Genomic DNA, 23174 nt, shown 5'->3' with positions numbered 1-23174 from the left:
AGATGGGTGGGCAGTGCCGGGTAGGTGTCGAGCACAGCACGCATGCCCGGCGTTCGGGGTGCAGGTGGTGGTTAGGCGCTGAGGCGGCGGAGTGGCACAACGTTGGTGGGTGTGGCGGCGTAGGTGTCCAGGGCGGCGGCGATCTGGGCGTCTCGGCCCGCGATGGCGTGTTGGTAGATGGCGGCGGCGCGTGGTGAGGCGTGGCCGATGCGTGCCTGTAGTTCGGCCATGGTGGCGCCGCTGATGGCGGCCAGGGTGGCGCCGGTGTGGCGCAGGTGGTGCCATGTCACGTCGTCGCGTCCGATGGTGGCGCGGGCGGTGGCCATGGCGCGCGAGCGGTGGGATGCGAGCATGGGGCCTCCTGTGGTGCTGGTGAATGCCAGGGCGTCGGGGCCGGGGGCGGTGTAGGTGTCCAGGTGTGTGGCGATGGCGCGGGCGACGGTTGCCGGGATGGTGACGGTGCGCCGTCCGGCGGCGGTCTTGGGGGCGCCAATGGTGGGTTGGCGGTTTCGTGTGCTGGTTTGTGTGCGTTCGACTGTGACGGTGGGGTTGGTTGGGTCGCTGAGGTCGATGTCTCGGCGGCGTAGGGCGAACACCTCGCCGGGGCGTAGTCCTGAGTAGGCGGCTAGCAGTGTGGCGGCGCGTAGGTGTGGCGGCATGGCGGCTGCCAGGGCTGAGACTTCGGCGGGGGTCAGTGGCTTGCGTTCGGGTGCGCGTGAGGTTCCTGCGCCTCGTACGCGGGCGGGGTTGTGGTCGATTAGCCCGTCCTCTACGGCCTGGTTGAGGACGGTTCGCAGCAGCCTGTAGGCCTGTGAGGCCTGGCAACGGCCTGGACGGCGTCCGATGTCCTCCCGGAGGTGCGGGGCCGGCTGAGGACGTCCGGCGGCCTGCCAGGCGGCCAGGACCGTGCGGGGCAGGCGTCCGGTGGCTGGGACGTCGATCCCACTGGCCTTGGCCCAGGCGCGGGCAGGGTGGGTGCGGCGCGTGGCGCGTACGGCGGCAGTGGTGGTGCGTGTGGTGGTTGAGTGGTCGAGTTGCTCACACAGGGCGGTGTGCCAGTCGCGTACGAGTGGGGTGGTGATCTGAGCCAGGGGCACCGTGGACAGGTCAACCGTGTTAGTCCCGGTCCCAACGGGGGTGAGGATGAAGGAGCGTGCCAGGCGGTCGTACAGGCCCAGGGTCGAGGGGCGCAGTTCGGCGGCGCGTTGGGTTAGGAAGGTGGGGACGTACTCGGCCAGCGTGGTGGGGGCTATGAGGGTGGGGGCTGTCCAGGTGCCGCGCAGCACGTCAGCCTGTACGCCGATCAGCCAGGCTTCTGCCTGGGCGCGTGTGTCGAAGGTGGTGGGGGCTGAGTGCTTGGCCCCGTCAGGGCCGGTGTAGCGCACCCGAAAGCGGCCTGAGGGCAGGCCGGTGATGGTGCCGAAGGCCGAGCGGGCGGCGCGGGGTGCCATGGGGAGTCCTCTCCCGCTGCGTCACCGCTAGACCATTTTGGACCACGCGTGCACGTTTCCAGCGAGACGGCGCCGCTGCCTCGGGTGAGGAATCGGCGCCGTTTCAACGGAAAGTCATGGAGCGAGTGACGGGAATCGAACCCGCGTGTGCAGCTTGGAAGGCTGCCGTTCTACCATTGAACTACACTCGCGTGCAGGGCTGGTTCCAGCCCCGAGACTCAAGCCGCTAGGCGGCTGAGTCAGTCAAGACTCAGTGCTCCAGGAGACCGGTCTTGTAGGCCTTCGCCAGGCGGCGGGGCACGGTGATCTCGCGGCCCGCGACGCGGATGGTGTTGAGCTCGGTGAGCTCAGCCTTCCACTGCGAGCGGCGGTTGCGGGTGTTGCTGCGGGACATCTTCCGCTTCGGCACTGCCATGAGCCCGCTCCTTCCAAAGTCTGGGGATCGCACGATCCATCGAAAACTGGACCGAGGGACACCATAACGACTTCCATGGAGCGGCTTCCACCCCGCTACCCCGCTTCGGCATGTGAGATCAGTCCCTTGCGCCGTCAGCCGCCTGGCATCTGAGCCACACGCGGCGTCTGGGAGGATCCTGTCATGCCCTCCGCATCTCCCTCCAGCGCCGCCTCCACTCCCCCTGCCATGCTGACACTGGCCCGCCAGCCTCACCCGGAGACTGATCTGGAGGTCAAGCGCTCCCACTTCCTGGCTCGCGCAGCCCGCACCGACTCTGAGGAGGAGGCCCGGGCCTTCATCGCCTCGGTACGCGCAGCCCACCCCACGGCCCGGCACCACTGCTCGGCCTTCATCGTCTCGGTCCCCGGCGCCCTGCCCATCGAGCGCTCGTCGGACGACGGCGAGCCCTCCGGCACCGCCGGTCAGCCGATGCTGGAGGTCCTGCGGGGAACGGGACTGACGAACACCACCGTCGTGGTCACCCGCTACTTCGGGGGCACGCTGCTGGGAACCGGAGGGCTGGTCCGCGCCTACTCCGACGCCGCTGCCCAGGGTCTGGCAGCGGCGTCCCAGGTCCGCCTCGCCACCCGTTACCTGTGGGACGTACGCGTGCCCGTCACCGACGCCGGCCGCCTGGAGGCGGACCTGCGTGCCCATCCAGACCTCAGCGTCAAGGAGATGATCTGGGGGCCGACCCACGCCGTCGTCCTGCTGGCCACCGACTCACCCGACCCTGCACCCCTGGCTGAGCTGCTCGCCTCCCTTACCCAGGGCGAGGCGGTTCCCGAGCCGGCCGGAAGCGCCGTCGTCGAGCTGCCCGTCTGAGCGCTAGCACCCCGCGACCGGCGCAGGTCACTATGCGGACGCCTTGACGTCCCTCCTACCGCGAGGGTTATTGTCACCTCAACCAGTCAGGCTTGGCACAGCACCGAGCCACGCCTCAGGAGAGGAGGACCCCCATGATGGCCAACGGCGTCATGTGTGCGATGTCCCTCTCCTGCTGCCAGTGTCGGTAGGGCGCCAGGCCACGAGCTTGAGTGCGCGCGATGACGCGTACTTGCCCGGCGCTCAGGGCATCAGCCCACCCCTGTATCAGCAGCACCCCTGCCCCACACTCGCACCTCTGACTGACCCATCTGCCGGGACATGAGTACCCGGGACATCACAAGGAAGAAGCATCATGGCTTACCTGTCCAACATCACCGAGGCCGTCGGCAACACCCCGCTGGTCAAGATCAACCGCGTCATCTCCGGCCCCGCCACCGTCCTGGCCAAGGTCGAGGCCTTCGAGCCCGCCAGCTCGGTCAAGGACCGCATCGCCCTGTCGATCGTGCGCGCGGCCGAGGCCGCCGGGGCGCTCAAGCCCGGTGGCACGATCGTCGAGGCCACCAGTGGCAACACGGGCGTGGGACTGGCGATGGTGGGCGCTGCCCTCGGCTACCGCGTGGTCATCACCATGCCTGAGACCATGAGCAAGGAGCGCCGCGCCATCATGCGCGCCTTCGGCGCCGAGCTGGTGCTCACCTCCGAGGGCGGGGTCGCCGGAGCGGTCAAGAAGGCCCAGGAGATCCAGGCAGCCACCGAGAACTCGATCCTCGCCTCCCAGTTCACCAACCCGGCCAACCCCAAGGTCCACCGCGAGACCACGGCCCTGGAGATCCTGGAGCAGGCCGGCACGGTGGACGCCTTCGTCGCCGGAATCGGCACCGGCGGCACGCTGACCGGCGTGGGCACCGTGCTGCGCGAGAGGGTTCCCGGCGTCAAGATCTACGGCGTCGAGCCTGCCGAGTCCCCGCTGCTGAGCGAGGGCCACGCTGCCCCGCACAAGATCCAGGGCCTGGGCCCGAACATGGTCCCGGAGGTCCTCGACCAGGGCATCTGGGACGAGCTGCTGCACATCTCCTCCGAGGACGCGCTGACCTACGCCCGCCGCGCCGCCAAGGAGGAGGGCCTGCTGGTCGGCATCTCCTCCGGTGCCGCCCTGGCCGCCGCGGACCTGCTCTCCCAGCGCCCGGAGCTGGAGGGCAAGACCATCGTGACGGTGCTTCCTGATACCGGCGAGCGCTACCTGTCCACCCCGCTGTACGCCGACTACCTCAGCTAAGACCTGCCGGCCAAGGCGCGGTCCCGCTGCGGGGTGAGCACTCCCGAGCTGTCCCGTCATACGACGGCGGCTCCCCTGGGAACAGGGGAGCCGCCGTCGGCGTTCGTCTAGTGACCAGCTTCTTCCACGACCAGGACTACCCATGCGATCCACCCACCGTTCTCTCCTCCGCACGGCCAAGGAGGACCTGGCCGCCGCACGGCGTCAGGACCCGGCGGCCCGTTCCAACCTGGAGGTCGCCCTGCTCTACCCAGGCGTACACGCGGTATGGGCCTATCGCCTGGCCCATCACCTGTGGGGATCCGGGCATACCTTCGCTGCGCGGGCGATCTCCCAGACGGCCCGCAACCTCACCGGTATCGAGATCCACCCCGGCGCCACGATCGGCCAGAGGTTCTTCATTGACCACGGCATGGGTGTGGTCATCGGGGAGACCGCCGAGGTGGGTGACGACGTCCTCATGTACCACGGCGTCACCCTGGGCGGTGTCTCCACCAACCCCGGCAAGCGGCACCCCACGATCGGCAACAACGTCCAGATCGGGGCCGGCGCGAAGGTGCTCGGCCCTGTCACGGTCGAGGACGGCGCCAAGATCGGGGCGAACGCGGTGCTGGTGAAGAACCTGCCGGCTGAGCACGTGGGCGTGGGCGTGCCCGCGCGCGTGCGCGACCCACGCACCGATCCCGAGCTCATGCTCGACCCCACGATCTATATCTGAGACTCCCTCGCCCCCAGGGGCGCTCAGCGCACGACGACGCCGCCGGCCAGGTCCCGCAGGCGACGGAAGACCTCTCCCCCGCTGGCGCGCGAGCCGTTGTGCTCGTACTCGCTGGTCACCCAGGTGCGCAGGCCGGGCACCAGCGCCGCCGTGGCGAGCGAGGTCTGCATCGGCACGTACACGTCCCTGGCATACACCGCCGCCGCCCCGCGCACGCCTCCGCTGGCCAGGCTCGCCGGGTCGTAGAGCGCCGGCCACTCCTGGTGCGCCACGAGCTCAGCGACCTCACGCCAGGGCCGCAACGTGGCGTCCTCGGTGAAGAACTCCGGGCGCACGTGCTCACCGGTCAGCAGCGTCGGATCGTCATCGAAGACCGCCGGACGCACACGCGCCGCGGCCCAGCCCGTCACGCCGCCATCGGCCCAGCAGGACTCGTGGATGACGGCGTAGAGCGGAAAGCGCCCGCCGAAAGCCAGCAGCTGGCCGAGGCCGTAGCGCAAGGCCCAGCTCTCCGGGTCCCGCTCCAGCAGGTAGTGCAGCGTGTCCGTACCGCCGCTGGCCCCCAGCAGCGAGCCCAGCGACCGCAGCCGCTCCGGTCCCACCACCTCCCCGCTCGACGTCGTCAGCTCGCCGCGCCCCGCCAGCTCGGCCAGGCGCGCCATCGCCTGACGGTCACCGGGGTAGCGCGCGTAGTGCTCCTCGGACTTGGCCCGCATCGCCTCGTAGGTGAGGGCGTAGACCTCGTCGATGGAGCGCCCGACGGCGGGCAGGCCTCCTGTGAGGTAGATGGTCTCCAGGCTGTCGGGATGAGCACTGGCGTAGCGGATCGTGCAGAAGCCCCCGAAGGACTGGCCCAGCAGGCTCCACCGCTCGATCCCCATCGCCCGGCGCAGGTCTTCGCAGTCCTCGACGATCTCGTCAGCGCGGAAATGAGTGAGCAGGCGTGCTGTGCCTCGGGCATCTCCCCCGGCATCGGGCCGGTCGATCGGCGTGGAGGCACCTGTGCCTCGCTGGTCAAGCAGGATGACGCGGTAGTGCTCGAGCACCGCGCTCAGCCAGCCCGCCCCGCCGTCGCCGCCCGGGCGCGGTGACTCGCAGCCCGGTCCTCCCTGGAGGAAGACGAGCGCCGGCAGCTCACTCGGGGCTGCCTCCAGGGCCGAGCGCCGGGCGACCTCACGGGCGTAGACGGTGATCTCGCGGCTGCCATCAGGCAGGGTGTCCCCGGCTCCAGAGCGATCCAGCGGCACCCGTAGGTGCAGGTCGCGGCAGAACAGTCCCGCGACGGAGGTGGTCCAGGGGCCGGTGATCAGGCGCGAGGTGGTGCTCATAGGCCTCACGCTACCCACTCGCCGCCCAGGCAGCAGCCAGACCCTCCCGGCTCAGCAGACCCGGCAGCTCAGCGAGCCCGGCAGCTCAGCGAGCCTGGCAGCGGGGGCACCAGAACAGGCGCCGTCCGGCGACCTCCCTCTCGCTCACGGGCGTGCCACAACGTAGACAGGGCCGGCCCGTGCGGTGGTAGACGTACCAGCGGGCCGCTTCCTCGTCCCCGGCCGGCACCGGCTCGGGCACGTCCTCGGGCTCCACGGTGGTGATGAAGCCTGTGGCCACGCCGTACTCCATGAGCGGGACCAGGTCCTCCCACAGCCCGTGCAGACGTTTCTCGCTCACCCGGTTGCCGGGCACGAAGGGGCTCACGCCCCTGCGCAGCAGGGACTCGGCACGGTAGATGTTGCCGACTCCGGAGATGACCGACTGGTCCATGAGCAGCTCGCCGACCGCCTTACGACGACGGCGCACGGCGTCCACGAAGACCTGCGGGTCGCCGTCGGGCCTCAGCGGATCAGGGCCAAGGCGACGGCGGACCTGCGCCACCCCGCAGGCATCGAGGATCTCGCATGCCGCCGGTCCGGTCAGGTCGGCGACGCCGTGATCACCTTCCAGGCGTACTCGCACCGCACCTCGGGGCTCGGGCGCCTGCCACTGGCCGGGCGAAGGCTCCGCAGGGAGGCCTGCGGCGTCGTCCTGCCCGCCAGACAGACCTGACAGGGCCGAGCCGCCGCCGTGGGCCAGCGCGTGCTCACCACGCTCCCCCACCCGCCGGCGGGGTGCCCCGATGGCGTGGGGCGCGGTGAAGGTGGAGTCGCCGTCGAAGGTCCACGAGCCGTACAGGCCCAGGTGAATCCGCAGCCATGTCACCGGCGCCGGCCCGTCGGCTGGCAGGCAGTCAGCGCTCTCAGTCAGCCTGCGAGCGCGCGCCTGACCCGATCCAGCACGAACGCTGCCCGCGCCGGGCAGCTCGAAGGGAATATCAGCCTGCGGAGCGAAGGCAACGAAGAGGTGCTTGCCGTGAGCCTCGGCCCCCACCAGTACCTGGCCGTCCAGGCGCGCGGCGCCGGCAGCAAAACGCCCCTGTGGGGAGGACACGTGCAGGCGCTGGCCGCCAAAGAGCTCGCTGAGGGCGGCGGCGAGCCGGTGGATCGTATGACCTTCAGGCATGGGCCAGACGGTACCCGGCCTGGCTCAGGCGCTGTGGTGGGCGCGCTCGTAGTCCAGGACCTGGTCAATGCGGCCCTGGTGACGCTCCTCGCCAGAGAAGGGCTCGGCCACGAAGGCGTCGAGGATCTCGATGGCTTCCTCGGTGGAGTGCTGACGCGCGCCCAGGCCCGCCACGTTGGCGTTGTTGTGCTGGCGGGCGAGCCTGGCGGTCTCGACGTTCCAGACCAGTGCCGCGCGCACGCCGTCGACCTTGTTGGCGGCGATCTGCTCACCGTTGCCCGATCCGCCCAGCACGATGCCGAGCGAGCCGGGGTCAGCGACGACGGCCTCGGCTGCGGCAAAGCAGAACTCAGGGTAGTCATCGAGGCGGTCGTAGACGTAGCAGCCGTGGTCCACAACCTCGTGACCCTGCTCAGTGAGGTGGCTGACGAGCACACCCTTGAGCTCAAATCCAGCATGGTCCGTTCCAATGTGAATACGCATGGGCGCAATTGTGCCTCACGCGAACAGTCACCGCCGACCGTGAGCACGATCGAGCACGGGACGCGGCGACCACTAGGTTGTCACCATGACTGAGACCACACCGACCGACGCCTCCCCGATCCTGGCCGGCGTGCTGGACACCGCCGCCGCTGACACCTCCGTCCGCGTCCAGGACGACCTCTTCCGCCACGTCAACGGCACTTGGCTGGCCACCGCCCCGATCCCTGCAGACCGCCCGAGCGCCGGTTCCTTCTACGACCTGCGTGACGCCTCCGAAGAGGCCTGCCACGCGATCCTGGAGGAGCTGGCGGCCTCCCAGCCCGATCTAACCACGCCAGCAGGCAAGATCGCCGGCCTGTACGCCACCTTCATGGATGCCGAGCACATCGAGTCCCTCGGCGCCCAGCCCTTGGAGGCAGAGCTTGCCCCGGTCCTGGCCGCCACCACCAAGGAGGAGCTGGCGCGGTTGCTCGGTTCCTTGATCCCCACCGGGTTTAGCGGCGTGGTCGGCGTGGACGTGGAGAACGACCTCAACGCCCCCGAGCGCTACACCACCTGGGTGGGCCAGGCCGGTATCGGCCTGCCTGACGAGTCCTACTACCGCGAGGAGGCCCAGGCCGAGGTCCGCCAGGCCTACGTGGCACACATCGCCACGATGCTGCGCCTGGCCGGGATCGCCGAGGACGAGGCAGCCGCCGCACGCGCTGTAGCGCGCGTCATGGCCGTGGAGACCGCGCTGGCCAAGGGGCACTGGGACCGCGTGGCCTGCCGCGACATCGAGAAGATGAACAACCCACGCTCCTGGCAGGAGATCGTCCAGGCTGGAGCAGGCTTCCCCTGGCAGGCCTGGCGCGAGGGCATCGAGGCAGCAGCCCGTGCCGCGGGCGCGCAGATGGGCGACTTCCTTGCACACGCCATCGTCGAGCAGCCTGACTACCTCGCCCACGCCGCCAGCGTGTGGCGCGCGACCGACCTGGAGGACCTGAGGCTGTGGGCGGCCTGGCACGTGGTTCACGGCCGCGCGACGCTGCTGTCCTCCTCCTTCGTCAACGAGAACTTCTCCTTCTACTCCCAGCACCTGCAGGGTGTGGACGAGCTGCGCCCCCGCTGGAAGCGGGGCGTCGGCCTGGTCGAGGCGTGCCTGGGCGAGGCGCTGGGCGAGATCTACGTTGAGCGGCACTTCCCGCCCTCGCACAAGGAGGCCATGGAGACGCTGGTCGCCGACCTTATCGAGGCCTACCGCCAGTCCATCTCCTCGCTGGAGTGGATGGGGCCGGCCACGCGCGAGCGCGCGCTGGACAAGCTGGCCCAGTTCACCCCGAAGATCGGTTACCCGACCACCTGGCGCGACTACTCCGCCGTCGTCATCACGCCCGGGGACCTGCTGGCCAGCGTGCGCAGCGTGGAGGACTTCGACCTGGCCCGAGCGCTGCGCAAGCTCGCTGGCCCGGTGGACCGCGACGAGTGGCACATGACCCCGCAGACGGTCAACGCCTACTACAACCCGACGATGAACGAGATCGTCTTCCCCGCCGCCATCCTCCAGCCTCCCTTCTTCGACCCGCAGGCCGACGCCGCCGTGAACTACGCCGGCATCGGCGCGGTGATCGGGCACGAGATCGGGCACGGCTTCGATGACCAGGGCTCGACCTTCGACGGCACCGGAAAGGTGGTGGACTGGTGGACCGACGAGGACCGTGAGGCCTTCGCTGAGCGCACCAAGGCACTCATCGCCCAGTACGACGCCTTCCAGCCCGCCTCGCTCGTGGCCCGGGCCGAGCGTGAGGGCACGCCGGTGGCCGAGGTGCCGCACGTCAACGGCGCGCTGACCATCGGGGAGAACATCGGTGACCTGGGTGGGCTGGGTATCGCGCTCAAGGCCTACCGCCTGGCGCTGGCACGCGAGGGCGTCAGCTCGGTGGGCGAGGCACCGGTCATCGACGGGCTCAGCGCGCTGGAGCGTTTCTTCTACTCCTGGGCCCGGATCTGGCGAGGCAAGAACCGCGATGAGCAGGCCGAGCTGCTCCTGACGATCGACCCGCACTCCCCGGCGGAGTTCCGCTGCAACGGGATCGTGCGCAACGTCGAGGCCTTCTACGAGGCCTTCGGCGTGGTCGAGGGTGATGGCCTGTGGCTTGACCCCAAGGAGCGAGTCAGCATCTGGTGAGCTACAGCGCCCAGGACTGAGAACGGGACGAGGGCGGCCTGAGGAGCGCGACGGCGCCACTCGGGCCGCCCTTCGCCGTCAACTCTGCGCAGTGCCTTCCAGGTACCGCGCCACCGCCCGCGCGAGGTTGCGCGGCCCCTCTCGCAGCGCCTGCTCGACCGCGACCTCCTCGTCCACGATCGGCACCACTCGCGCGCCCAGCTCCTCCAGCGCGCTCGCCCCCGGGCCGATCCTGCCGGCAAAGACCACGCACGGCACGCCGGCTCGGCGAGCCAGCACCGCCACGCCGGCCGGGGTCTTACCTGCGGCCGTCTGGGCGTCCACCGAGCCCTCACCCGTGAGCACGAGGTCAGCGCCCTTGACAGCCTCCTCCAGGCCGACGGCGCGAGCCACCAGCTCCGTGCCCGGCACAAGGCGCACCCCCAGAAAGGCCCGCAGCGCGAAACCCAGGCCACCCGCTGCGCCGGCCCCGGCCTCCTGAGCCACGGCCTGGTGCCCACTGACCTGCGCCAGGTGTCCCAGCAGGGCGTCCAACTGCCCCACCTGATCAGCACGCACCCCCTTCTGCGGCCCAAAGACAGCCGTGGCTCCATACGGACCGGTGAGCGGGTTGGTCACGTCGCAGGCCACTTCCAGATCGGTGTCCGCGAGCGCCGGGTCCAGCCCAGATACGTCGATCCTCACCACGCGTGCCAGCTGCGAGGGGCAGGCGGGAGCCACCTCACGTCCGCCGGAGTCCTCCAGCCGGGCTCCCAGCGCCGCGAGCATGCCCATGCCGCAGTCATTGGTGGCCGAGCCACCGATCCCCAGCAGCAGGTGGCGCGCACCGCGGGACAGCGCGTGACGGATGACGAGCCCCAGCCCCGCCGTCGTGGAGGCCATGACGTCACGATCCGCCGGCGCCACGAGCTCCAGCCCGGCACAGCTGGCCACGTCCATCACCGCGCGGCCGGCATCGAGGCCGTAGCGCACCCGTATCGGGCGCCCCAGGGCATCGACCGTGTCCACCTCGACCAGCCGGGCGCCCCAGGCTGAGGCGACAGCCTCAACGAAGCCCTCTCCGCCGTCGGACATCGGGACGCTGGCGACCTCAGCCTCGGGCAGCACCGCGTGCGTTCCCCGCTCCATCGCCAGGGCCGCCTGGCGCGCGGTCATGGACTCCTTGAAGGAGTCCGGCGCTGCCACGATCCTCATACCTGCTCCTCTCGCGGGTCGCTGCCACCGAGGCTAGCCGAGGCCGGGGCACGGTGCGGCTTGGGTCACGCACCGGGCGGTGAGAGGATGGCCGGCGGTGCCGCTCCGCCGTCGGGCTACTCCTGCGGCGGGGCGCGCCGGTCACAAGACGCGCACCACCAGCAGACCCAGACGAAGGAGACCCCATGCCCGGTCAGAACCTGACCCGCGAGGAGGCGGCCAAGCGCGCCGAGCTCCTCTCAGTCGCCAGCTACGACATCGCCCTGGACCTGACCCGCGGCGAGGAGACCTTCCACTCGGCCACCACCGTGCGCTTCAGCGCGACGCCCGGGGCCACCACCTTCATCGACCTCATCGCCCCCACCGTCCACTCGATCGTGCTCAACGGCAAGGACCTGGACCCGGCCGAGGTCTACGTGGACTCGCGGATCGTCCTGGGTGACCTCAAGGCTGACAACGAGCTGACGGTCGTCGCTGACTGCGCTTACATGCACACCGGCGAGGGCCTTCACCGCTTCACCGACCCCGCTGACGGCGAGACCTACCTCTACTCCCAGTTCGAGGTGCCGGACTCGCGCCGGGTCTTCACCGTCTTCGAGCAGCCTGACCTCAAGGCCTCCTTCACCTTCACCGTCACGGCCCCGGCCGGCTGGACGGTCTTCTCCAACTCCCCCACGCCCGCACCCACCTCGGGCGCCCACGAGGGCACGCAGGTCTTCGCCTTCTCCCCCACCGAGCGCATCAGCTCCTACATCACCGCGATCGTGGCCGGCCCGTATGAGGGAGTGACCGGCTCCTACACCAGCGTTGACGGCCGCGAGATCCCGCTGGGCACCTACTGCCGCGCCTCGCTGGCGCAGTACATGGACGCCGAGGAGATCCTGGACATCACCAAGGGCGGCTTCGCCTTCTACGAGGAGCTGTTCGGCACCCCCTACGCCTTCACCAAGTACGACCAGGTTTTCGTACCTGAGTTCAACGCAGGAGCGATGGAAAACGCTGGTTGCGTGACCCACCGCGACGACTACATCTTCCGCTCACGGCCCGTCGAGGCCCGCGTCGAGCGCCGCGCCGTCACCATCCTCCACGAGCTGGCCCACATGTGGTTCGGGGACATGGTGACGATGAAGTGGTGGAACGACCTGTGGCTCAATGAGTCCTTCGCCGAGTACACCTCCACCCTGGCCACCGCGGAGACCACGCGCTTCACCGATGCCTGGACCACCTTCCAGGCGCTGGAGAAGACCTGGGCCTACAACCAGGACCAGCTCTCCTCCACCCACCCCATCGCCGCTGAGATCAAGGACCTGCACGACGTCGAGGTCAACTTCGACGGCATCACCTACGCCAAGGGCGCCTCGGTGCTCACGGCGCTGGTGGCCTACGTGGGCCGCGAGGCCTTCTTCAAGGGCATCGCCTCCTACCTGGCCGCCCACGCCTACTCCAACGCCACGCTGGCTGACCTGCTGGCCGAGCTGGAGAAGACCTCCGGGCGTGACCTGGGGGCCTGGACCAAGGTCTGGCTGCAGGAGGCCGGGGTCACCACCCTGCGCATGGAGCTGGACACCGATGCCGACGGCGTCATCACCTCCGCCGCCGTCCTCCAGGAGATCCCGCAGGGTTCTCCGGCGAGCCTGCGCCCGCACCGGGTGGCGATCGGCAGCTACAGCCTGGCCGACGGGGCGCTTGCTCGCACCGGGCGCGTGGAGCTGGACGTGGAGGGGGCTCGCACCGAGGTCTCCGAGCTGGTTGGTACCACTCGTGCCGACGTGCTCGTCCTCAACGACGACGACCTCACCTACGCCAAGGTGCGCCTGGACGAGGCCTCCCTGGAGGCCGGGCTGGCTGGTATTGCGTCCTTCACCGACTCCCTGCCCCGCTCGATCGTGCTCGCCTCGGCCTGGGACATGGTGCGCGACGCCGAGATGCCGGCCTCGCGCTACCTTGCCGCGGCGCTGAAGGCGCTTGAGGTCGAGACCCACTCCTCGGTGGTCCAGGGCCTGCTCGCGCGGATCACGACCTGCCTGTCCTTCTACCTGCCGCCAGCCTCCCGCAAGGCCGCGGCCCCCGGCGCCGCGCAGTCGCTGCTGGGGCTGGCGCGTGCTGCCGAGCCGGACGGCGACAAGCAGCTGCAGCTGGTGCGCGCCGTGGCCGCCCACGCCGTCACGCCTGAGCAGACCGCGACGGTGGCCGCGTGGCTGGACGGCTCCGAGGTCCTTGAGGGCCTGACGGTGGACCAGGACCTGCGCTGGGAGCTGCTCATCGGCCTCGTCGCGGCGGGCCAGGCCGGCGAGGCCGAGATCGCTGCCGAGGAGCAGCGTGACCGTACGACCACGGGCCGTGAGCGCGCCGCCCAGGCCCGCGCGGCCCTGCCCACGCCCGAGGCCAAGGCCGCGACCTGGCGCGAGCTCGTGGAGAGCTCCGCCATGCCCAACGAGACCCAGGTCAAGACCCTGCTGGGCTTTGCCGCCGTCGAGCGTCACCCTGAGCTGCTCGTGCCCTTCGTGAGCGAGTACGTGCGCGAGGCGGACGCCATCTGGGCCTCGCGGACCTTCCACATGGCTGAGAACCTCCTGTCGCGGCTGTGGTCGGTGGCCACCGTGGGGCTCGAGGGCGTGGACCCGGTGGGGGCGCTGGAGGCGTGGCTGGCCTCCCACGCTGACGCCCCGGACGCCTTCCGTCGCATCGTGAGCGAGAACCTGGACGACACCCGCCGCGTGGTGGCGGTCCAGGCTCGCGAGCTGCAGGGCTGATACGCACCGCGCACCATCTCAATCGTCGTTTCCTGTGCACCACCGGCCCCTCGGCGCCTCGTAGCCGACGGTCCAGCACAGGAAACCACGGTTGAGACGCCAGGAGGCCCTGCCTGAGGCGTGTATGAACGACGGCGCCGCCCGCCTTCCGTGGGGAAGGAGAGCGGCGCCGTCGTCGTGCAGGAGAGCGGCGGTGGCTCAGCGCTTGCGCGCAGCCTCGGCGTTCTTGCCGGTCGACTCAGCCGCAGCCGCCTGGGCAGCCTTGAAGGAGTCGACGTCGTCGTCCTCGCGGCCCGGGGTCTTGAAGTCGAACTTCGTGATGAGGAACCGGAAGAGGAAGTAGTAGATGACGGCGTAGACCAGGCCGATGACCACCAGCAGGAGCGGGCCACCCACGGCGCCGCCGGACAGCTCAGCCGACTTGCCAAAGTTCAGCACGTAGTCGATCGCACCGGCGGAGAAGGAGAAGCCGTCCTTGATGCCCAGGGCGTTGACCAGGGCCAACGAGGTACCCGTGAGCACGGCGTGGACCGCGTAGATCGGGAACGCCACGTAGGCGAAGGCGTACTCCAAGGGCTCGGTGATACCCGTGATGAAGGCAGTCAGGGCGACCGAGACCATGAGGGCACCGGTGGCCTTGCGCTTGGCCGGCTTGGCGGTGTGCCAGATGGCCAGGGCGGCGGCCGGCAGGGCGAACATCATGATCGGGAAGAAGCCGGTCATGAAGGAGCCGGTCCAGGCGTTGGAGCCGTTGACACCGGAGAAGAAGCAGGTGAGGTCACCGTGAGCGACTCCGCCGTCAGCCGTCTCGCACTGACCCAGCTGGAACCACGGAATGGAGTTGAGCAGGTGGTGCAGGCCGAAGGGGATGAGCAGGCGGTTGGCCGTGCCGAAGACGAAGGCCGCCAGCATGGCGCCGATGCCGCCCTCGGTGCCGGCCGTCATGAGCCAGCCACCAAGCTGCTCGTTGATGAGCCAGTTGAAGGCGGGATAGATCAGGCCCATGACCAGGGCGATGACCACGGCAGCCACCGAGGTGACGATCGGAACGAAGCGGCGCCCGCCGAAGAAGGCCAGCCAGTCAGGCAGCTTGATGCGGTAGTACTTCTGCCACAGCAGGGCGGCGGTGATACCCATGACGATACCGCCGAGGACGCCGTAGTTGATCGGCTGCTGGGTGGCCAGACCGCACACGCTCACGCCCTGGTTCCAGGGGCCCACCTGGCCGATCGAGTCAACGGCCGGATCGAAGTTGTGCAGGCAGTCCAGCTGGTCGGCCGTCGGAGCGGCCGGCTTGCCCAGGATCAGCGGGGCCAGCACCCACAGCACGCCCTGGAAGACCAGGTAACCGAACAGTCCGGCCACACCGGTCGAGCCATCAGACTTCTTGGCGAAGCCCACGGCGACGCCGACGGCGAAGATGAGCGCGAGGTTGTTGAAGACCGCGTTACCGGCCGCTGCCAGCACGTCCGCCACCGGCTGCATCCAGCTCAGGTGCTTGGCGAGCCCATCGGCTCCCAGCATGTCGGCCTGTCCCAGGCGCAGGAGGAGGCCTGCGGCAGGCAGCGTCGCGATCGGGAGCATAAGAGAGCGCCCGAGCCGCTGGGCGACGGCAAAGGCGCCGCCCGACTTCTTCTTGTCAGACACGTTGTTCTCCAGTGTTCGGGAGGGAAGCGGCAGCGGTGCCGCGTGGGTGCTGCCCAGGTGGGCAGCCATGGTCCGGCTGGGCTGCGACGCACAGGTCTGGACCAGTGGCACCAGCAAAGCCCGCCACCTCACCCATGTCAAGTACCGCGTTTTTCCGCGTCACGCCAAGGACTCGGAAAATTACCGCGCCAGAAGTTTACCTGCGCGGCATGAATCGGGGCACAATGGTCTTGTCCACCCTGTCCCTCCACGTCACGAGTCACCTATGCTGCCCCTCACGCCCCCCGGCTCCGCAAAGACGCGAGCCAAGCACGTCGTCGTGCGCGACCACCTTCTCGCCCTCATCGCCGACGGCCTGCGCCCCGGAGACGCGATCCCCTCCGAGCGCGAGCTGTGCGAGACCTTCACGGTCTCCCGCATGACCGTACGGCAGGCCGTTGACGCCCTCGTGGCCGACGGCGTCCTGGAGCGCCACCAGGGCAAGGGCACCTTCGTCGCCCCGCCCAAGATGGACCTGCAGCTGCGCCTGACCTCCTTTCGTGAGGAGATGCAGCGCCGGGGGATGGAGCCAGGCGCCGTCTTCCTCACGGCGGAGACGGTGCCCGCCCCCGCATCGGTCGCCAAGGCCCTGGAGCTGGAGCCTGGCGCGATGGTCCACCACCTGCGCCGGCTGCTGACGGCGGACGCGGCCCCGATGGCGATCGAGGAGAACTGGATCCCCGCCTCGATCCTCCCCGACCTCCTCTCCGGGCCCCTGACCTTCTCGGTCTACAACGAGCTGACCCGCGCCGGCACACCGCCCCAGTGGGGTGAGGACGTGATCGAGGGCCACACCATCACCTCAGAGGAGGCGGCCCTGCTGGGCGTGCCTGAGCGCTCCCCCGCCCTGGACATCACCCGCCGGACCTTCCACGAGCACCTGGCGGTGGACTACTCCCGGTCCCTGTACCGGGCAGACCGTTACACCCTGTGGGTGCCGGTGGCTGCCCCCGGCCCGCGGCGTCGCCGGCCCGAGGGCGCTGCAATCGCCCCACGGCCCCGCTAAGCCACGGCCCGCGCTGGTCACAGTCAGGACTGGACAACCGCGTGGCAGCCGGTACCATGACAACTGGTATGGACCACTCGTCCGGTACCGGGCGACGGCGCCCGCGCCCAACCTGTCCGTCCACCGCATCTGCCCTTAGTGGCACCAACCTCAGGAGGACCCCATGTCTCAGGCCCAGAAGATCGTTGACGCTCTCGGCGGATTCGACAACATCGTCGAGATCGAGCCCTGTATCACCCGTCTGCGCTGCGAGCTGGAGGACGGCTCGGTCATCGACGAGGCCGCTCTCAAGGAGGCCGGCGCCCACGGCGTGGTCACCATGGGCGACACCGTCCAGGTCATCGTCGGCCCCAACGCTGACACCATCGCCGAGGACATCGAGGACCTGCGATGAGCCTGTCCGTCCTGGCTCCCCTGGCCGGGAAGGTCGTCGCGGTCCAGGACGTGCCGGACCCGGTCTTCGCCGGGCAGTTCGTCGGCCCGGGACTGGCCATCGACCCCGCCCGCGAGGGTGAGGTCACGGCGGTCGCCCCCATCAGCGGCACCGTCGCCAAGGTCCACCCGCACGCCTTTATCGTCGTCAACTCTGCGGGACGCGGAGTGCTCACCCACCTCGGGCTGGACACCGTGAGCCTGGCTGGCGAGGGATTCATCCTCCACGCCACCGAGGGTGACCAGGTGGAGGCCGGAGCACCGATGGTGACCTGGAACCCCGCCGAGGTCGAGGCCAAGGGCCTCAACCCCATCGTTCCCGTCATCGCCCTGGAGGCTCAGGACAGCGCGCTGAGGCTCACAGAGGCCGGCACGCAGCTCGCTGCCGGGGACGAGGCCTTCAGCTGGGCCTGATCCCGAGCTACTCGCGCCAGGAGGCCCTCAGCCAGACCGTTTCTGGCTGAGGGCCTCCTCGCGTCGACCTGCCTGCGCCCAGGCGGGCGCAGGCAGCCGCAGGATCAGTGCCCAGGTTCAGCGCCCCAGGCTCTGGCGGACCGTCGCCAAGAGACTGGCCAGGCGCGCATTGGCAGGAAGGTCGTCCACGAGCACGACGTCGCCTGAGCCGTCGCACAAGGGCTGCTTCCAGTTGGGGTACTCCTGGTCCGTCCCGGGCTGGTTCTGGGCGCGTCGGTCCCCGACCCCGTCCACCAGCGCCACCGCGATGAGCGCCGCCGGCGTGCGCGCGACGTAGCGGTGCAGGGCCTCGACGATCTCGCGCTCGGAGGGCTGCTCCCCCAGCAGGCCGTGCTCCCGCAGGCGGGCGAGCATGCGCTCGCGCTCCAGGCGTGCCTGAGCGCGGACCTGGTCCACCGGCTCCGTCAGCAGGCCAAGGCTCTCACGCAGGGCCACGTGCTCGTCAGCCAGGTAGCCGGCCGTGGGAGGCAGGTCGTGAGTCGTCACGGTCGCCAGAGACAGGTGCCGGTAGGCCTCGGGCTGCTTGGGCCAGCCGTCGTCCTGGTTCTCAAACCAGAGCACAGCCGTGCCCAGGATCCCGCGGCTGGCCAGATAGTCACGCACCCACGGCTCCACCGTTCCCAGGTCCTCGCCAATGATGACGGCACCCGCGCGGTATGCCTCCAGCATGACGATCCCGACCATGGCCTCGTGGTCGTAGCGCACGTAGGCGCCTTGGTCAGCGCCCATCCCCTCAGGGATCCACCACAGGCGGAACAGACCGATGATGTGGTCCACGCGCAGCGCACCGGCGTGGCGCAGCACCGTGCGGGCCATGTCCCGCAACGGCTGGTAGGCGTGCTCGGCCAGGTAGACCGCGCTCCATGGCGGCTGGGACCAGTTCTGCCCCAGCTGGTTGTACATGTCCGGGGGCGCCCCCACAGCCATACCAGAGGCAAAGGCCTGAGGCGTGGTCCACACGTCCGCGCCGCGCGGGTGGACTCCCACGGCCAGGTCCTCCATGACGCCCAGCGCCATCCCCGAGGCCTTGGCCTGCGCCTGGGCCCGGCACAGCTGCTCGTCCACGATCCACTGCAGCCAGGCGAAGAAGTCGATGCGCTCGGTCAGCGTGCGCGCCTCGTTGGCCACGAAGGCGGAGTCAGCCTCACGCAGGTGCTCGGGCCACTGCCGCATCGGCCCGTACTTCTCCGTCAGCGCGCTCCACAGGGCAAAGCGCTCCAGCCCCTGCCCCTGCTCGGCGCGGAAGCGCTCGAAGTCCCGCTGGCGCGCGCGTGAGCGGCCGGCGGCGAAGATCACCTCCAGCGCCTCGCTCTTGGCCTTCCACGCGGCGTCGCGGTCGATCGGAGCGGCTGACAGGTTGGCGGGATGGACCTCCTCGGCCGCCCACTGGACCAGCGAGCGCCGTGGCCCGGAGAGCCGGGAAACCTCCAGGATGTTCTCGGGACGGATGTAGATCGGGTTGACGAAACGACGCGTGACCGGCAGGTAGGGCGAGGGCGTCATCGGCACGGTCGGCTCGGCGGCGTGCAGCGGGTTGATGAGCAGGAAGTCAGCACCCTCGTCGCCCAGGAAGCTGAGCATCTCCGTCAGGTCATCGAGGTCCCCGACGCCCCACGAACCGCGTGAACGCGTGGAGTAGAGTTGAGCCATCGCGCCCCAGCCCCGGCCTCCCAGCGCCGCGGGCAGCTCCAGGCGGTCCGGCGTGACCGCCAGCGCCGCGGTGGCGGTGCGGGCCGGTCCTGCCCAGCTCTGACCGATCTCGGCCACGAGCTCGTGCCACCCCAGCGGCAGGTCCGCAGGGACTAAGACGGTGGCCTGGCCGGTCATGACGCCGTCAACCTCGCGGGCCGGCGTCCAGTCATCGGCCTGACTGAGCTCACGCACCCCGCCGTCCTCCAGACGGACCTGGACACGTAACGGGGCGCCGTCGGGCAGGTGGACGACCACGGGGGTCTGGGCTCCGGCCCGAGCCACCACCGTGGCCGGCAGGACCTGACGCCAGGGGGCGGTCTCGGCCTCACGCAGCGAGGCCTCGATCTCCTCGTCCGTGGCTGCGGCTACCCCGAGCGCGGCGAGAACCGCCACGAGGGTCTGGCGAGACGGCGAGGCCGGGTTGCCGTGAAAGTCCCAGTGCCGGGTCGTCACCCCGTGGGCCTCGGCAAGCTGTCGGAGCCGCTCGGAGGCGGGGGCAGAAGCGGGGGAAGCGTCAGTCATGACAGGAACTGCCTTGTGCTCAGGCGCCGACGGCGCAGGTGGACCAGCGGGGTGAAGGAGCCGGAACGCCCGAGGAGCGGTTCGTCGGTGCCACGGCGCACCGTCGGGAGGGGTTCCTTGCACCTTGCTGCAAGCGTTTCACACACTCTAGCGCCGCGCCAACCCTGAAGGTGGCGCGGCGCCAAGATGATTCGAGTGTCACGGCGTCCTCCTGACTTGCAACAGCCATCGCACGCCGTGGTCAACGCATCCGGTCGGCTCAGTCGAGCGCGGCGATCTCAGCGGCAAGCTCGTCCGCCGTCGGGCCGACGACGACCTGCACCACTCGGCCCGAGCGCACCACACCGAAGGCGCCGGTCGCGCGCAGCGCCTCCTCATCAACCTTGTCCTGGTCGACGACCTCGACGCGCAGCCGCGTGATACACGGCTCCAGGTCCGTGATGTTCTCGCGTCCACCCAGTCCCTCGACGATCTGCTGAGCGCTGCTCATCCTGTTCCCCTTCCACTGCGTAGTGTCCGTTCTCACTTTATCTCAGATCTGCCTTCTCCCCATTCACCCGAGGGCGGAATGGCGCATGTAACCGCCCGTCCGGGGCACAATGAGAGTGTCCACCTCTCCGGTACCGCTGAGGAGCACCCCCTATGCCTACGCCAGACGCCACCCCCACCGCACTAACCGGAATCGGCGTAAGCCCGGGCCTGGTAGCCGGGCCCGTCGCCCACATGGCGCTCGGTATCGAGGAGCCTGCCATCGAGACCCTGGACCCCAGTCGTCCCACCGAGCACGAGTGTGACCGGGTCGCTGAGGCGGCCCAGACTGTCAAGGGCAACCTGGAGGCCTCAGCCGCCCAGGCCAAGGGCGAGGGGCGCACCCTGCTGGAGATGACGGCACAGATGGCCGCCGACCCGACGCTGACCTCCACCGCCCAGGCGATCATCCGTGAGCGTCGCCTGGTGCCTGAGCGCGCCGTGTGGGAGGCCGCGGGCACGCTCTCAGACATGCTGGAGTCCCTGGGCGGCTACATGGCTGAGCGCACGCGCGACGTCGCTGACGTGCGCGACCGCATCGTCGCGGTCCTCACCGACTCCCCCATGCCCGGCATCCCGCAGATGGCTGAGCACTTTGTCCTGGTTGCCGAGGACCTGGCTCCGGCCGACACCGCGCTGCTCGACCCCGAGAAGGTCGTGGCCTTCATTACTTCCGAGGGCGGCCCCACCTCCCACACCGCCATCCTCGCCCGCGCGCTGGGCATCCCCGCGATCGTGGGAACCGGCGCCCAGGTGACCCAGGCCCTGATCGAGGGCGAGACCATCCTGGTTGACGGCACCAAGGGCACGATCACACGCTCCCCCAGCCAGGCCGAGATCGACCACGCCCGAGAGCTGGCCAGCCGGGTGCGCGAGTTCAAGGGCGACGGCGCCACCAAGGACGGCCATGAGGTCCAGCTGCTCGCCAACGTCGGAGACGGCGCCGGCGCCCGTGCCGCTGCCGAGGCCGGTGCGATGGGCATCGGTCTGTTCCGCACCGAGTTCTGCTTCCTGGACCAGCCCGAGGAGCCCACGGTTGACGCGCAGGTCGAGGCCTACCGCAGCGTGCTGGAGGCCTTCCCTGGCAAGAAGGTCGTGGTGCGCACCCTGGACGCGGGCGCGGACAAGCCCCTGCCCTTCCTCACCGACGCCACCGAGGCCAACCCGGCACTGGGCGTGCGCGCCTACCGCACGACCCGACGCGACCCCGAGGTCCTCGACCACCAGCTGGAGGCCCTGGCCAAGGCTGAGGCCCTGACGGAGGCGAAGGTGTGGGTCATGGCTCCCATGATCTCCACCGTCGAGGAGGCCAAGGCCTTCACGGACAAGGCCCGTTCCTACGGGCTGAAGACGGCCGGCATGATGATCGAGGTCCCCTCGGCCGCCCTCATGGCGGACAAGATGTTCGAGCACGCCGACTTCGCCTCGGTGGGCACCAACGACCTCACCCAGTACGTCATGGCTGCCGACCGGCTGCTGTCCTCGCTGGCAGACCTGTCCACCGCCTGGCAGCCCGCCGTCCTGCGCCTGATCGCCACCGCCTGCCAGGGAGCCGAGCCCCACGGCCGCCCCGTGGGCGTGTGTGGTGAGGCAGCCGCGGACCCGGCGCTCGCCGTCGTCCTGGTGGGCCTGGGGGTTGCGAGCCTGTCCATGACGGCCCGCGCCCTGCCGGACGTGGACGCCGTGCTGAAGTCGGTCACCCTGGCTGAGTGCCAACGCATCGCCTCCCTCGCCGTGGCGGCTGCAACGGCCGAGCAGGCCCGTCAGGCCGTCCGTGCCGAGCTGCCGATCCTGGAGGAGCTGGGCCTGTGACGGCCGGTACGCGGCCCACGCCCCAGGCCCAGTCCGCCACGCAGCCCTACCCGGTTCCACCGGCGTCGGAGGAGCCGCTGGGCTCGGTCACCCGCGTCCTGGCGCTGAGCCCGGTCCCCCGCGGCAAGGACGCGCCCGTGACAAGGGCCGGCTCCCTCACCACGGATGAGCCCTGGGACGTCTTCTCCGGTCACAGCCTGCCCCAGCTGTCGGGGCGGGTCTATGGCGGCCAGGTGGTGGCCCAAGGGCTGCTCGCCGCGGCGGCCACCGTGGTGGAGGACGAGGACGGGCCCCGGCTACCTCACTCCGTCCACGCCTCCTTCATGCGAGGCGGCCTGCCGGACGAGGCGATCCGCTTCGAGGTGGAGCGGCTGCGCGACGGCCGTTCCTTCACCCAGCGGCGCGCCACTGCCCTCCAGCACGGCAAGGCGATCTTGTCCATGATCACCTCCTTCCAGGAGACCCAGCCCGGCGCTGAGGTCCAGCTGGACGCGCCCCAGGTCCCCGCGCCCGAGGAGCTGCGCAGCGCCCTGGAGATCTTCCGGACCATCAACCACCCGGTGGCCAAGTTCCTGGGACGCACCGCTGCCTTCGACCTGCGGCACGTGGAGGGAAACCTCTACCTGCGTCCTGCCGCCGAGCGCGTGGGGCGCCAGCACCTGTGGGCACGTGCCCGCGGCGTCGTACCCGCCCAGGCGTCCCAGACCGTGCACCGGGCACTGCTGGCCTATATGTGTGACCAGATCATGCTGGAGCCCGCACTACGCAGCCAGGGGCTGTGCTGGCAGACCCCCGGGATGAGCCTGGCCACGCTCGACCACGCCCAGTGGTTCCACCGCGACGTCGATGTCAATGACTGGCTGCTCTTCGTCCAGGACTCCCCGACCTCGCAGGGCGGGCGCGCCATGGCCAGGGCGGAGGTCTTCAACGCTGCCGGGCAGCTCGTCTCGACCATCGCCCAGGAGGGCATGATCCGCACGCCCTCGCCTGGTCAGCAGGCGCATGGCCAGGCAGGCCACGGCCGCTGGGAGATCCGCATGGACGACGGCGCTGGCCCTGAAGGCACCACCGGCGCCAGTCACTGAGCCGGCCGGCCGACGGCGAGGCCGTGCCTCACGTAGGCTAGGCGCCGGAACCGCACCCGAGGACGCCAGGCACGCTGCGCCGTCGGACTGCGCGCGAGGAGCCCCGGCGACTCG

At 70.0% G+C, this 23174-nt stretch carries 19 protein-coding genes and 1 tRNA gene; 10 read left to right on the top strand and 10 right to left on the bottom strand.

What is annotated here, in order from left to right:
- Positions 1-71: 71 nt before the first annotated feature.
- From HMPREF0058_RS05010 to rpmF, 3 genes are all read right to left on the bottom strand, one after another.
- Positions 72-1451: a tyrosine-type recombinase/integrase gene (locus HMPREF0058_RS05010; protein WP_006548625.1), complete on the bottom strand. Its 1380-nt coding sequence runs from the start codon at positions 1449-1451 to the stop codon at positions 72-74.
- A gap of 117 nt (positions 1452-1568) precedes the next feature.
- Positions 1569-1642, bottom strand: a tRNA-Gly gene (locus HMPREF0058_RS05005).
- Positions 1643-1701: 59 nt separating this feature from the next.
- Entirely contained in the window at positions 1702-1866 is a 165-nt protein-coding gene (rpmF, locus tag HMPREF0058_RS05000) for a 50S ribosomal protein L32 (RefSeq protein ID WP_006548624.1), read from the bottom strand.
- 183 nt (positions 1867-2049) lie between these two features.
- On the opposite strand from rpmF, the gene HMPREF0058_RS04995 reads away from it, so the two are divergent.
- From HMPREF0058_RS04995 to epsC, 3 genes are all read left to right on the top strand, one after another.
- Positions 2050-2733, top strand: coding sequence for an IMPACT family protein (locus HMPREF0058_RS04995; protein ID WP_040319531.1), 684 nt, complete (start codon positions 2050-2052; stop codon positions 2731-2733).
- Positions 2734-3088: 355 nt separating this feature from the next.
- A complete protein-coding gene (gene cysK, locus HMPREF0058_RS04990; RefSeq protein WP_006548621.1) occupies positions 3089-4012 on the top strand; it encodes a cysteine synthase A in 924 nt (307 codons plus the stop codon).
- A 142-nt stretch (positions 4013-4154) separates the two neighbouring features.
- Positions 4155-4730 carry a serine O-acetyltransferase EpsC gene (epsC, locus tag HMPREF0058_RS04985; RefSeq protein WP_006548620.1) on the top strand — a complete coding sequence of 192 codons (576 nt, stop codon included), beginning with the start codon at positions 4155-4157 and terminating at the stop codon, positions 4728-4730.
- A 23-nt stretch (positions 4731-4753) separates the two neighbouring features.
- Here epsC and HMPREF0058_RS04980 read toward each other — a convergent pair whose 3' ends face one another.
- The 3 genes from HMPREF0058_RS04980 to HMPREF0058_RS04970 all read right to left on the bottom strand — a co-directional run bounded on the left by HMPREF0058_RS04980 (position 4754) and on the right by HMPREF0058_RS04970 (position 7709).
- Positions 4754-6058 (bottom strand): alpha/beta fold hydrolase, encoded by a 1305-nt coding sequence (locus HMPREF0058_RS04980; protein WP_006548619.1) that lies wholly within the window; start codon positions 6056-6058, stop codon positions 4754-4756.
- Positions 6059-6143: 85 nt separating this feature from the next.
- Positions 6144-7226, bottom strand: a complete 1083-nt coding sequence (locus HMPREF0058_RS04975) for an Fpg/Nei family DNA glycosylase (protein WP_006548618.1) — start codon at positions 7224-7226, stop codon at positions 6144-6146.
- 24 nt (positions 7227-7250) lie between these two features.
- Positions 7251-7709, bottom strand: coding sequence for a ribose-5-phosphate isomerase (locus HMPREF0058_RS04970; protein WP_006548617.1), 459 nt, complete (start codon positions 7707-7709; stop codon positions 7251-7253).
- A gap of 85 nt (positions 7710-7794) precedes the next feature.
- Here HMPREF0058_RS04970 and HMPREF0058_RS04965 point away from each other — a divergent pair, with 85 nt between their 5' ends.
- A complete protein-coding gene (locus HMPREF0058_RS04965; protein WP_006548616.1) occupies positions 7795-9876 on the top strand; it encodes a M13 family metallopeptidase in 2082 nt (693 codons plus the stop codon).
- Positions 9877-9954: 78 nt separating this feature from the next.
- On the opposite strand, the gene HMPREF0058_RS04960 is transcribed toward HMPREF0058_RS04965, so the two are convergent.
- The gene (locus tag HMPREF0058_RS04960; RefSeq protein WP_006548615.1) at positions 9955-11070 is read right to left on the bottom strand and encodes a glycerate kinase; all 1116 of its coding nucleotides are present in this window, start codon (positions 11068-11070) and stop codon (positions 9955-9957) included.
- 185 nt (positions 11071-11255) lie between these two features.
- On the opposite strand from HMPREF0058_RS04960, the gene pepN reads away from it, so the two are divergent.
- A complete protein-coding gene (pepN, locus tag HMPREF0058_RS04955) occupies positions 11256-13823 on the top strand; it encodes an aminopeptidase N (RefSeq protein ID WP_006548614.1) in 2568 nt (855 codons plus the stop codon).
- A gap of 198 nt (positions 13824-14021) precedes the next feature.
- Here pepN and HMPREF0058_RS04950 read toward each other — a convergent pair whose 3' ends face one another.
- Entirely contained in the window at positions 14022-15470 is a 1449-nt protein-coding gene (locus HMPREF0058_RS04950) for a PTS transporter subunit EIIC (RefSeq protein ID WP_034234698.1), read from the bottom strand.
- A 265-nt stretch (positions 15471-15735) separates the two neighbouring features.
- Here HMPREF0058_RS04950 and HMPREF0058_RS04945 point away from each other — a divergent pair, with 265 nt between their 5' ends.
- From HMPREF0058_RS04945 to HMPREF0058_RS04935, 3 genes are all read left to right on the top strand, one after another.
- Positions 15736-16515, top strand: a complete 780-nt coding sequence (locus HMPREF0058_RS04945; protein WP_006548612.1) for a GntR family transcriptional regulator — start codon at positions 15736-15738, stop codon at positions 16513-16515.
- A 163-nt stretch (positions 16516-16678) separates the two neighbouring features.
- Positions 16679-16909: a PTS sugar transporter subunit IIB gene (locus HMPREF0058_RS04940; RefSeq protein ID WP_006548611.1), complete on the top strand. Its 231-nt coding sequence runs from the start codon at positions 16679-16681 to the stop codon at positions 16907-16909.
- Complete coding sequence (locus HMPREF0058_RS04935; RefSeq protein ID WP_006548610.1) at positions 16906-17361, top strand: PTS sugar transporter subunit IIA; 456 nt, start codon at positions 16906-16908, stop codon at positions 17359-17361. The genes HMPREF0058_RS04940 and HMPREF0058_RS04935 overlap by 4 nt, the downstream gene beginning before the upstream one ends.
- 117 nt (positions 17362-17478) lie before the next feature.
- On the opposite strand, the gene malQ is transcribed toward HMPREF0058_RS04935, so the two are convergent.
- Both malQ and HMPREF0058_RS04925 read right to left on the bottom strand, forming a co-directional pair.
- Complete coding sequence (malQ, locus tag HMPREF0058_RS04930) at positions 17479-19635, bottom strand: 4-alpha-glucanotransferase (protein WP_006548609.1); 2157 nt, start codon at positions 19633-19635, stop codon at positions 17479-17481.
- Between the two features lie 259 nt (positions 19636-19894).
- Positions 19895-20125 (bottom strand): PTS sugar transporter subunit IIB, encoded by a 231-nt coding sequence (locus HMPREF0058_RS04925; RefSeq protein WP_006548608.1) that lies wholly within the window; start codon positions 20123-20125, stop codon positions 19895-19897.
- A gap of 152 nt (positions 20126-20277) precedes the next feature.
- Here HMPREF0058_RS04925 and ptsP point away from each other — a divergent pair, with 152 nt between their 5' ends.
- Together ptsP and HMPREF0058_RS04915 are read left to right on the top strand one after the other, a co-directional pair.
- The gene (gene ptsP / locus HMPREF0058_RS04920) at positions 20278-21975 is read left to right on the top strand and encodes a phosphoenolpyruvate--protein phosphotransferase (RefSeq protein WP_034234692.1); all 1698 of its coding nucleotides are present in this window, start codon (positions 20278-20280) and stop codon (positions 21973-21975) included.
- On the top strand, positions 21972-23060 hold the full coding sequence (locus HMPREF0058_RS04915) for an acyl-CoA thioesterase (RefSeq protein WP_006548606.1): 1089 nt from the start codon (positions 21972-21974) through the stop codon (positions 23058-23060). The genes ptsP and HMPREF0058_RS04915 overlap by 4 nt, the downstream gene beginning before the upstream one ends.
- The last annotated feature ends 114 nt before the right edge of the window (positions 23061-23174 follow it).

It is taken from the genome of Actinomyces urogenitalis DSM 15434 (assembly GCF_000159035.1).
Taxonomy (GTDB): domain Bacteria; phylum Actinomycetota; class Actinomycetes; order Actinomycetales; family Actinomycetaceae; genus Actinomyces; species Actinomyces urogenitalis.
Note: the sequence above shows the minus strand (reverse complement) of the source record. Positions and strands in the feature narration are given on the sequence as shown.

Excerpts from the sequence above, each read along its gene's own strand:
- HMPREF0058_RS05010 (WP_006548625.1), bottom strand. The coding sequence starts at position 1,451 with ATGGCACCCCGCGCCGCCCGCTCGGCCTTCGGCACCATCACCGGCCTG.
- rpmF (WP_006548624.1), bottom strand. The coding sequence starts at position 1,866 with ATGGCAGTGCCGAAGCGGAAGATGTCCCGCAGCAACACCCGCAACCGC.
- HMPREF0058_RS04995 (WP_040319531.1), top strand. The coding sequence starts at position 2,050 with ATGCCCTCCGCATCTCCCTCCAGCGCCGCCTCCACTCCCCCTGCCATG.
- cysK (WP_006548621.1), top strand. The coding sequence starts at position 3,089 with ATGGCTTACCTGTCCAACATCACCGAGGCCGTCGGCAACACCCCGCTG.
- epsC (WP_006548620.1), top strand. The coding sequence starts at position 4,155 with ATGCGATCCACCCACCGTTCTCTCCTCCGCACGGCCAAGGAGGACCTG.
- HMPREF0058_RS04980 (WP_006548619.1), bottom strand. The coding sequence starts at position 6,058 with ATGAGCACCACCTCGCGCCTGATCACCGGCCCCTGGACCACCTCCGTC.
- HMPREF0058_RS04975 (WP_006548618.1), bottom strand. The coding sequence starts at position 7,226 with ATGCCTGAAGGTCATACGATCCACCGGCTCGCCGCCGCCCTCAGCGAG.
- HMPREF0058_RS04970 (WP_006548617.1), bottom strand. The coding sequence starts at position 7,709 with ATGCGTATTCACATTGGAACGGACCATGCTGGATTTGAGCTCAAGGGT.
- HMPREF0058_RS04965 (WP_006548616.1), top strand. The coding sequence starts at position 7,795 with ATGACTGAGACCACACCGACCGACGCCTCCCCGATCCTGGCCGGCGTG.
- HMPREF0058_RS04960 (WP_006548615.1), bottom strand. The coding sequence starts at position 11,070 with ATGAGGATCGTGGCAGCGCCGGACTCCTTCAAGGAGTCCATGACCGCG.
- pepN (WP_006548614.1), top strand. The coding sequence starts at position 11,256 with ATGCCCGGTCAGAACCTGACCCGCGAGGAGGCGGCCAAGCGCGCCGAG.
- HMPREF0058_RS04945 (WP_006548612.1), top strand. The coding sequence starts at position 15,736 with ATGCTGCCCCTCACGCCCCCCGGCTCCGCAAAGACGCGAGCCAAGCAC.
- HMPREF0058_RS04940 (WP_006548611.1), top strand. The coding sequence starts at position 16,679 with ATGTCTCAGGCCCAGAAGATCGTTGACGCTCTCGGCGGATTCGACAAC.
- HMPREF0058_RS04935 (WP_006548610.1), top strand. The coding sequence starts at position 16,906 with ATGAGCCTGTCCGTCCTGGCTCCCCTGGCCGGGAAGGTCGTCGCGGTC.
- malQ (WP_006548609.1), bottom strand. The coding sequence starts at position 19,635 with ATGACTGACGCTTCCCCCGCTTCTGCCCCCGCCTCCGAGCGGCTCCGA.
- HMPREF0058_RS04925 (WP_006548608.1), bottom strand. The coding sequence starts at position 20,125 with ATGAGCAGCGCTCAGCAGATCGTCGAGGGACTGGGTGGACGCGAGAAC.
- ptsP (WP_034234692.1), top strand. The coding sequence starts at position 20,278 with ATGCCTACGCCAGACGCCACCCCCACCGCACTAACCGGAATCGGCGTA.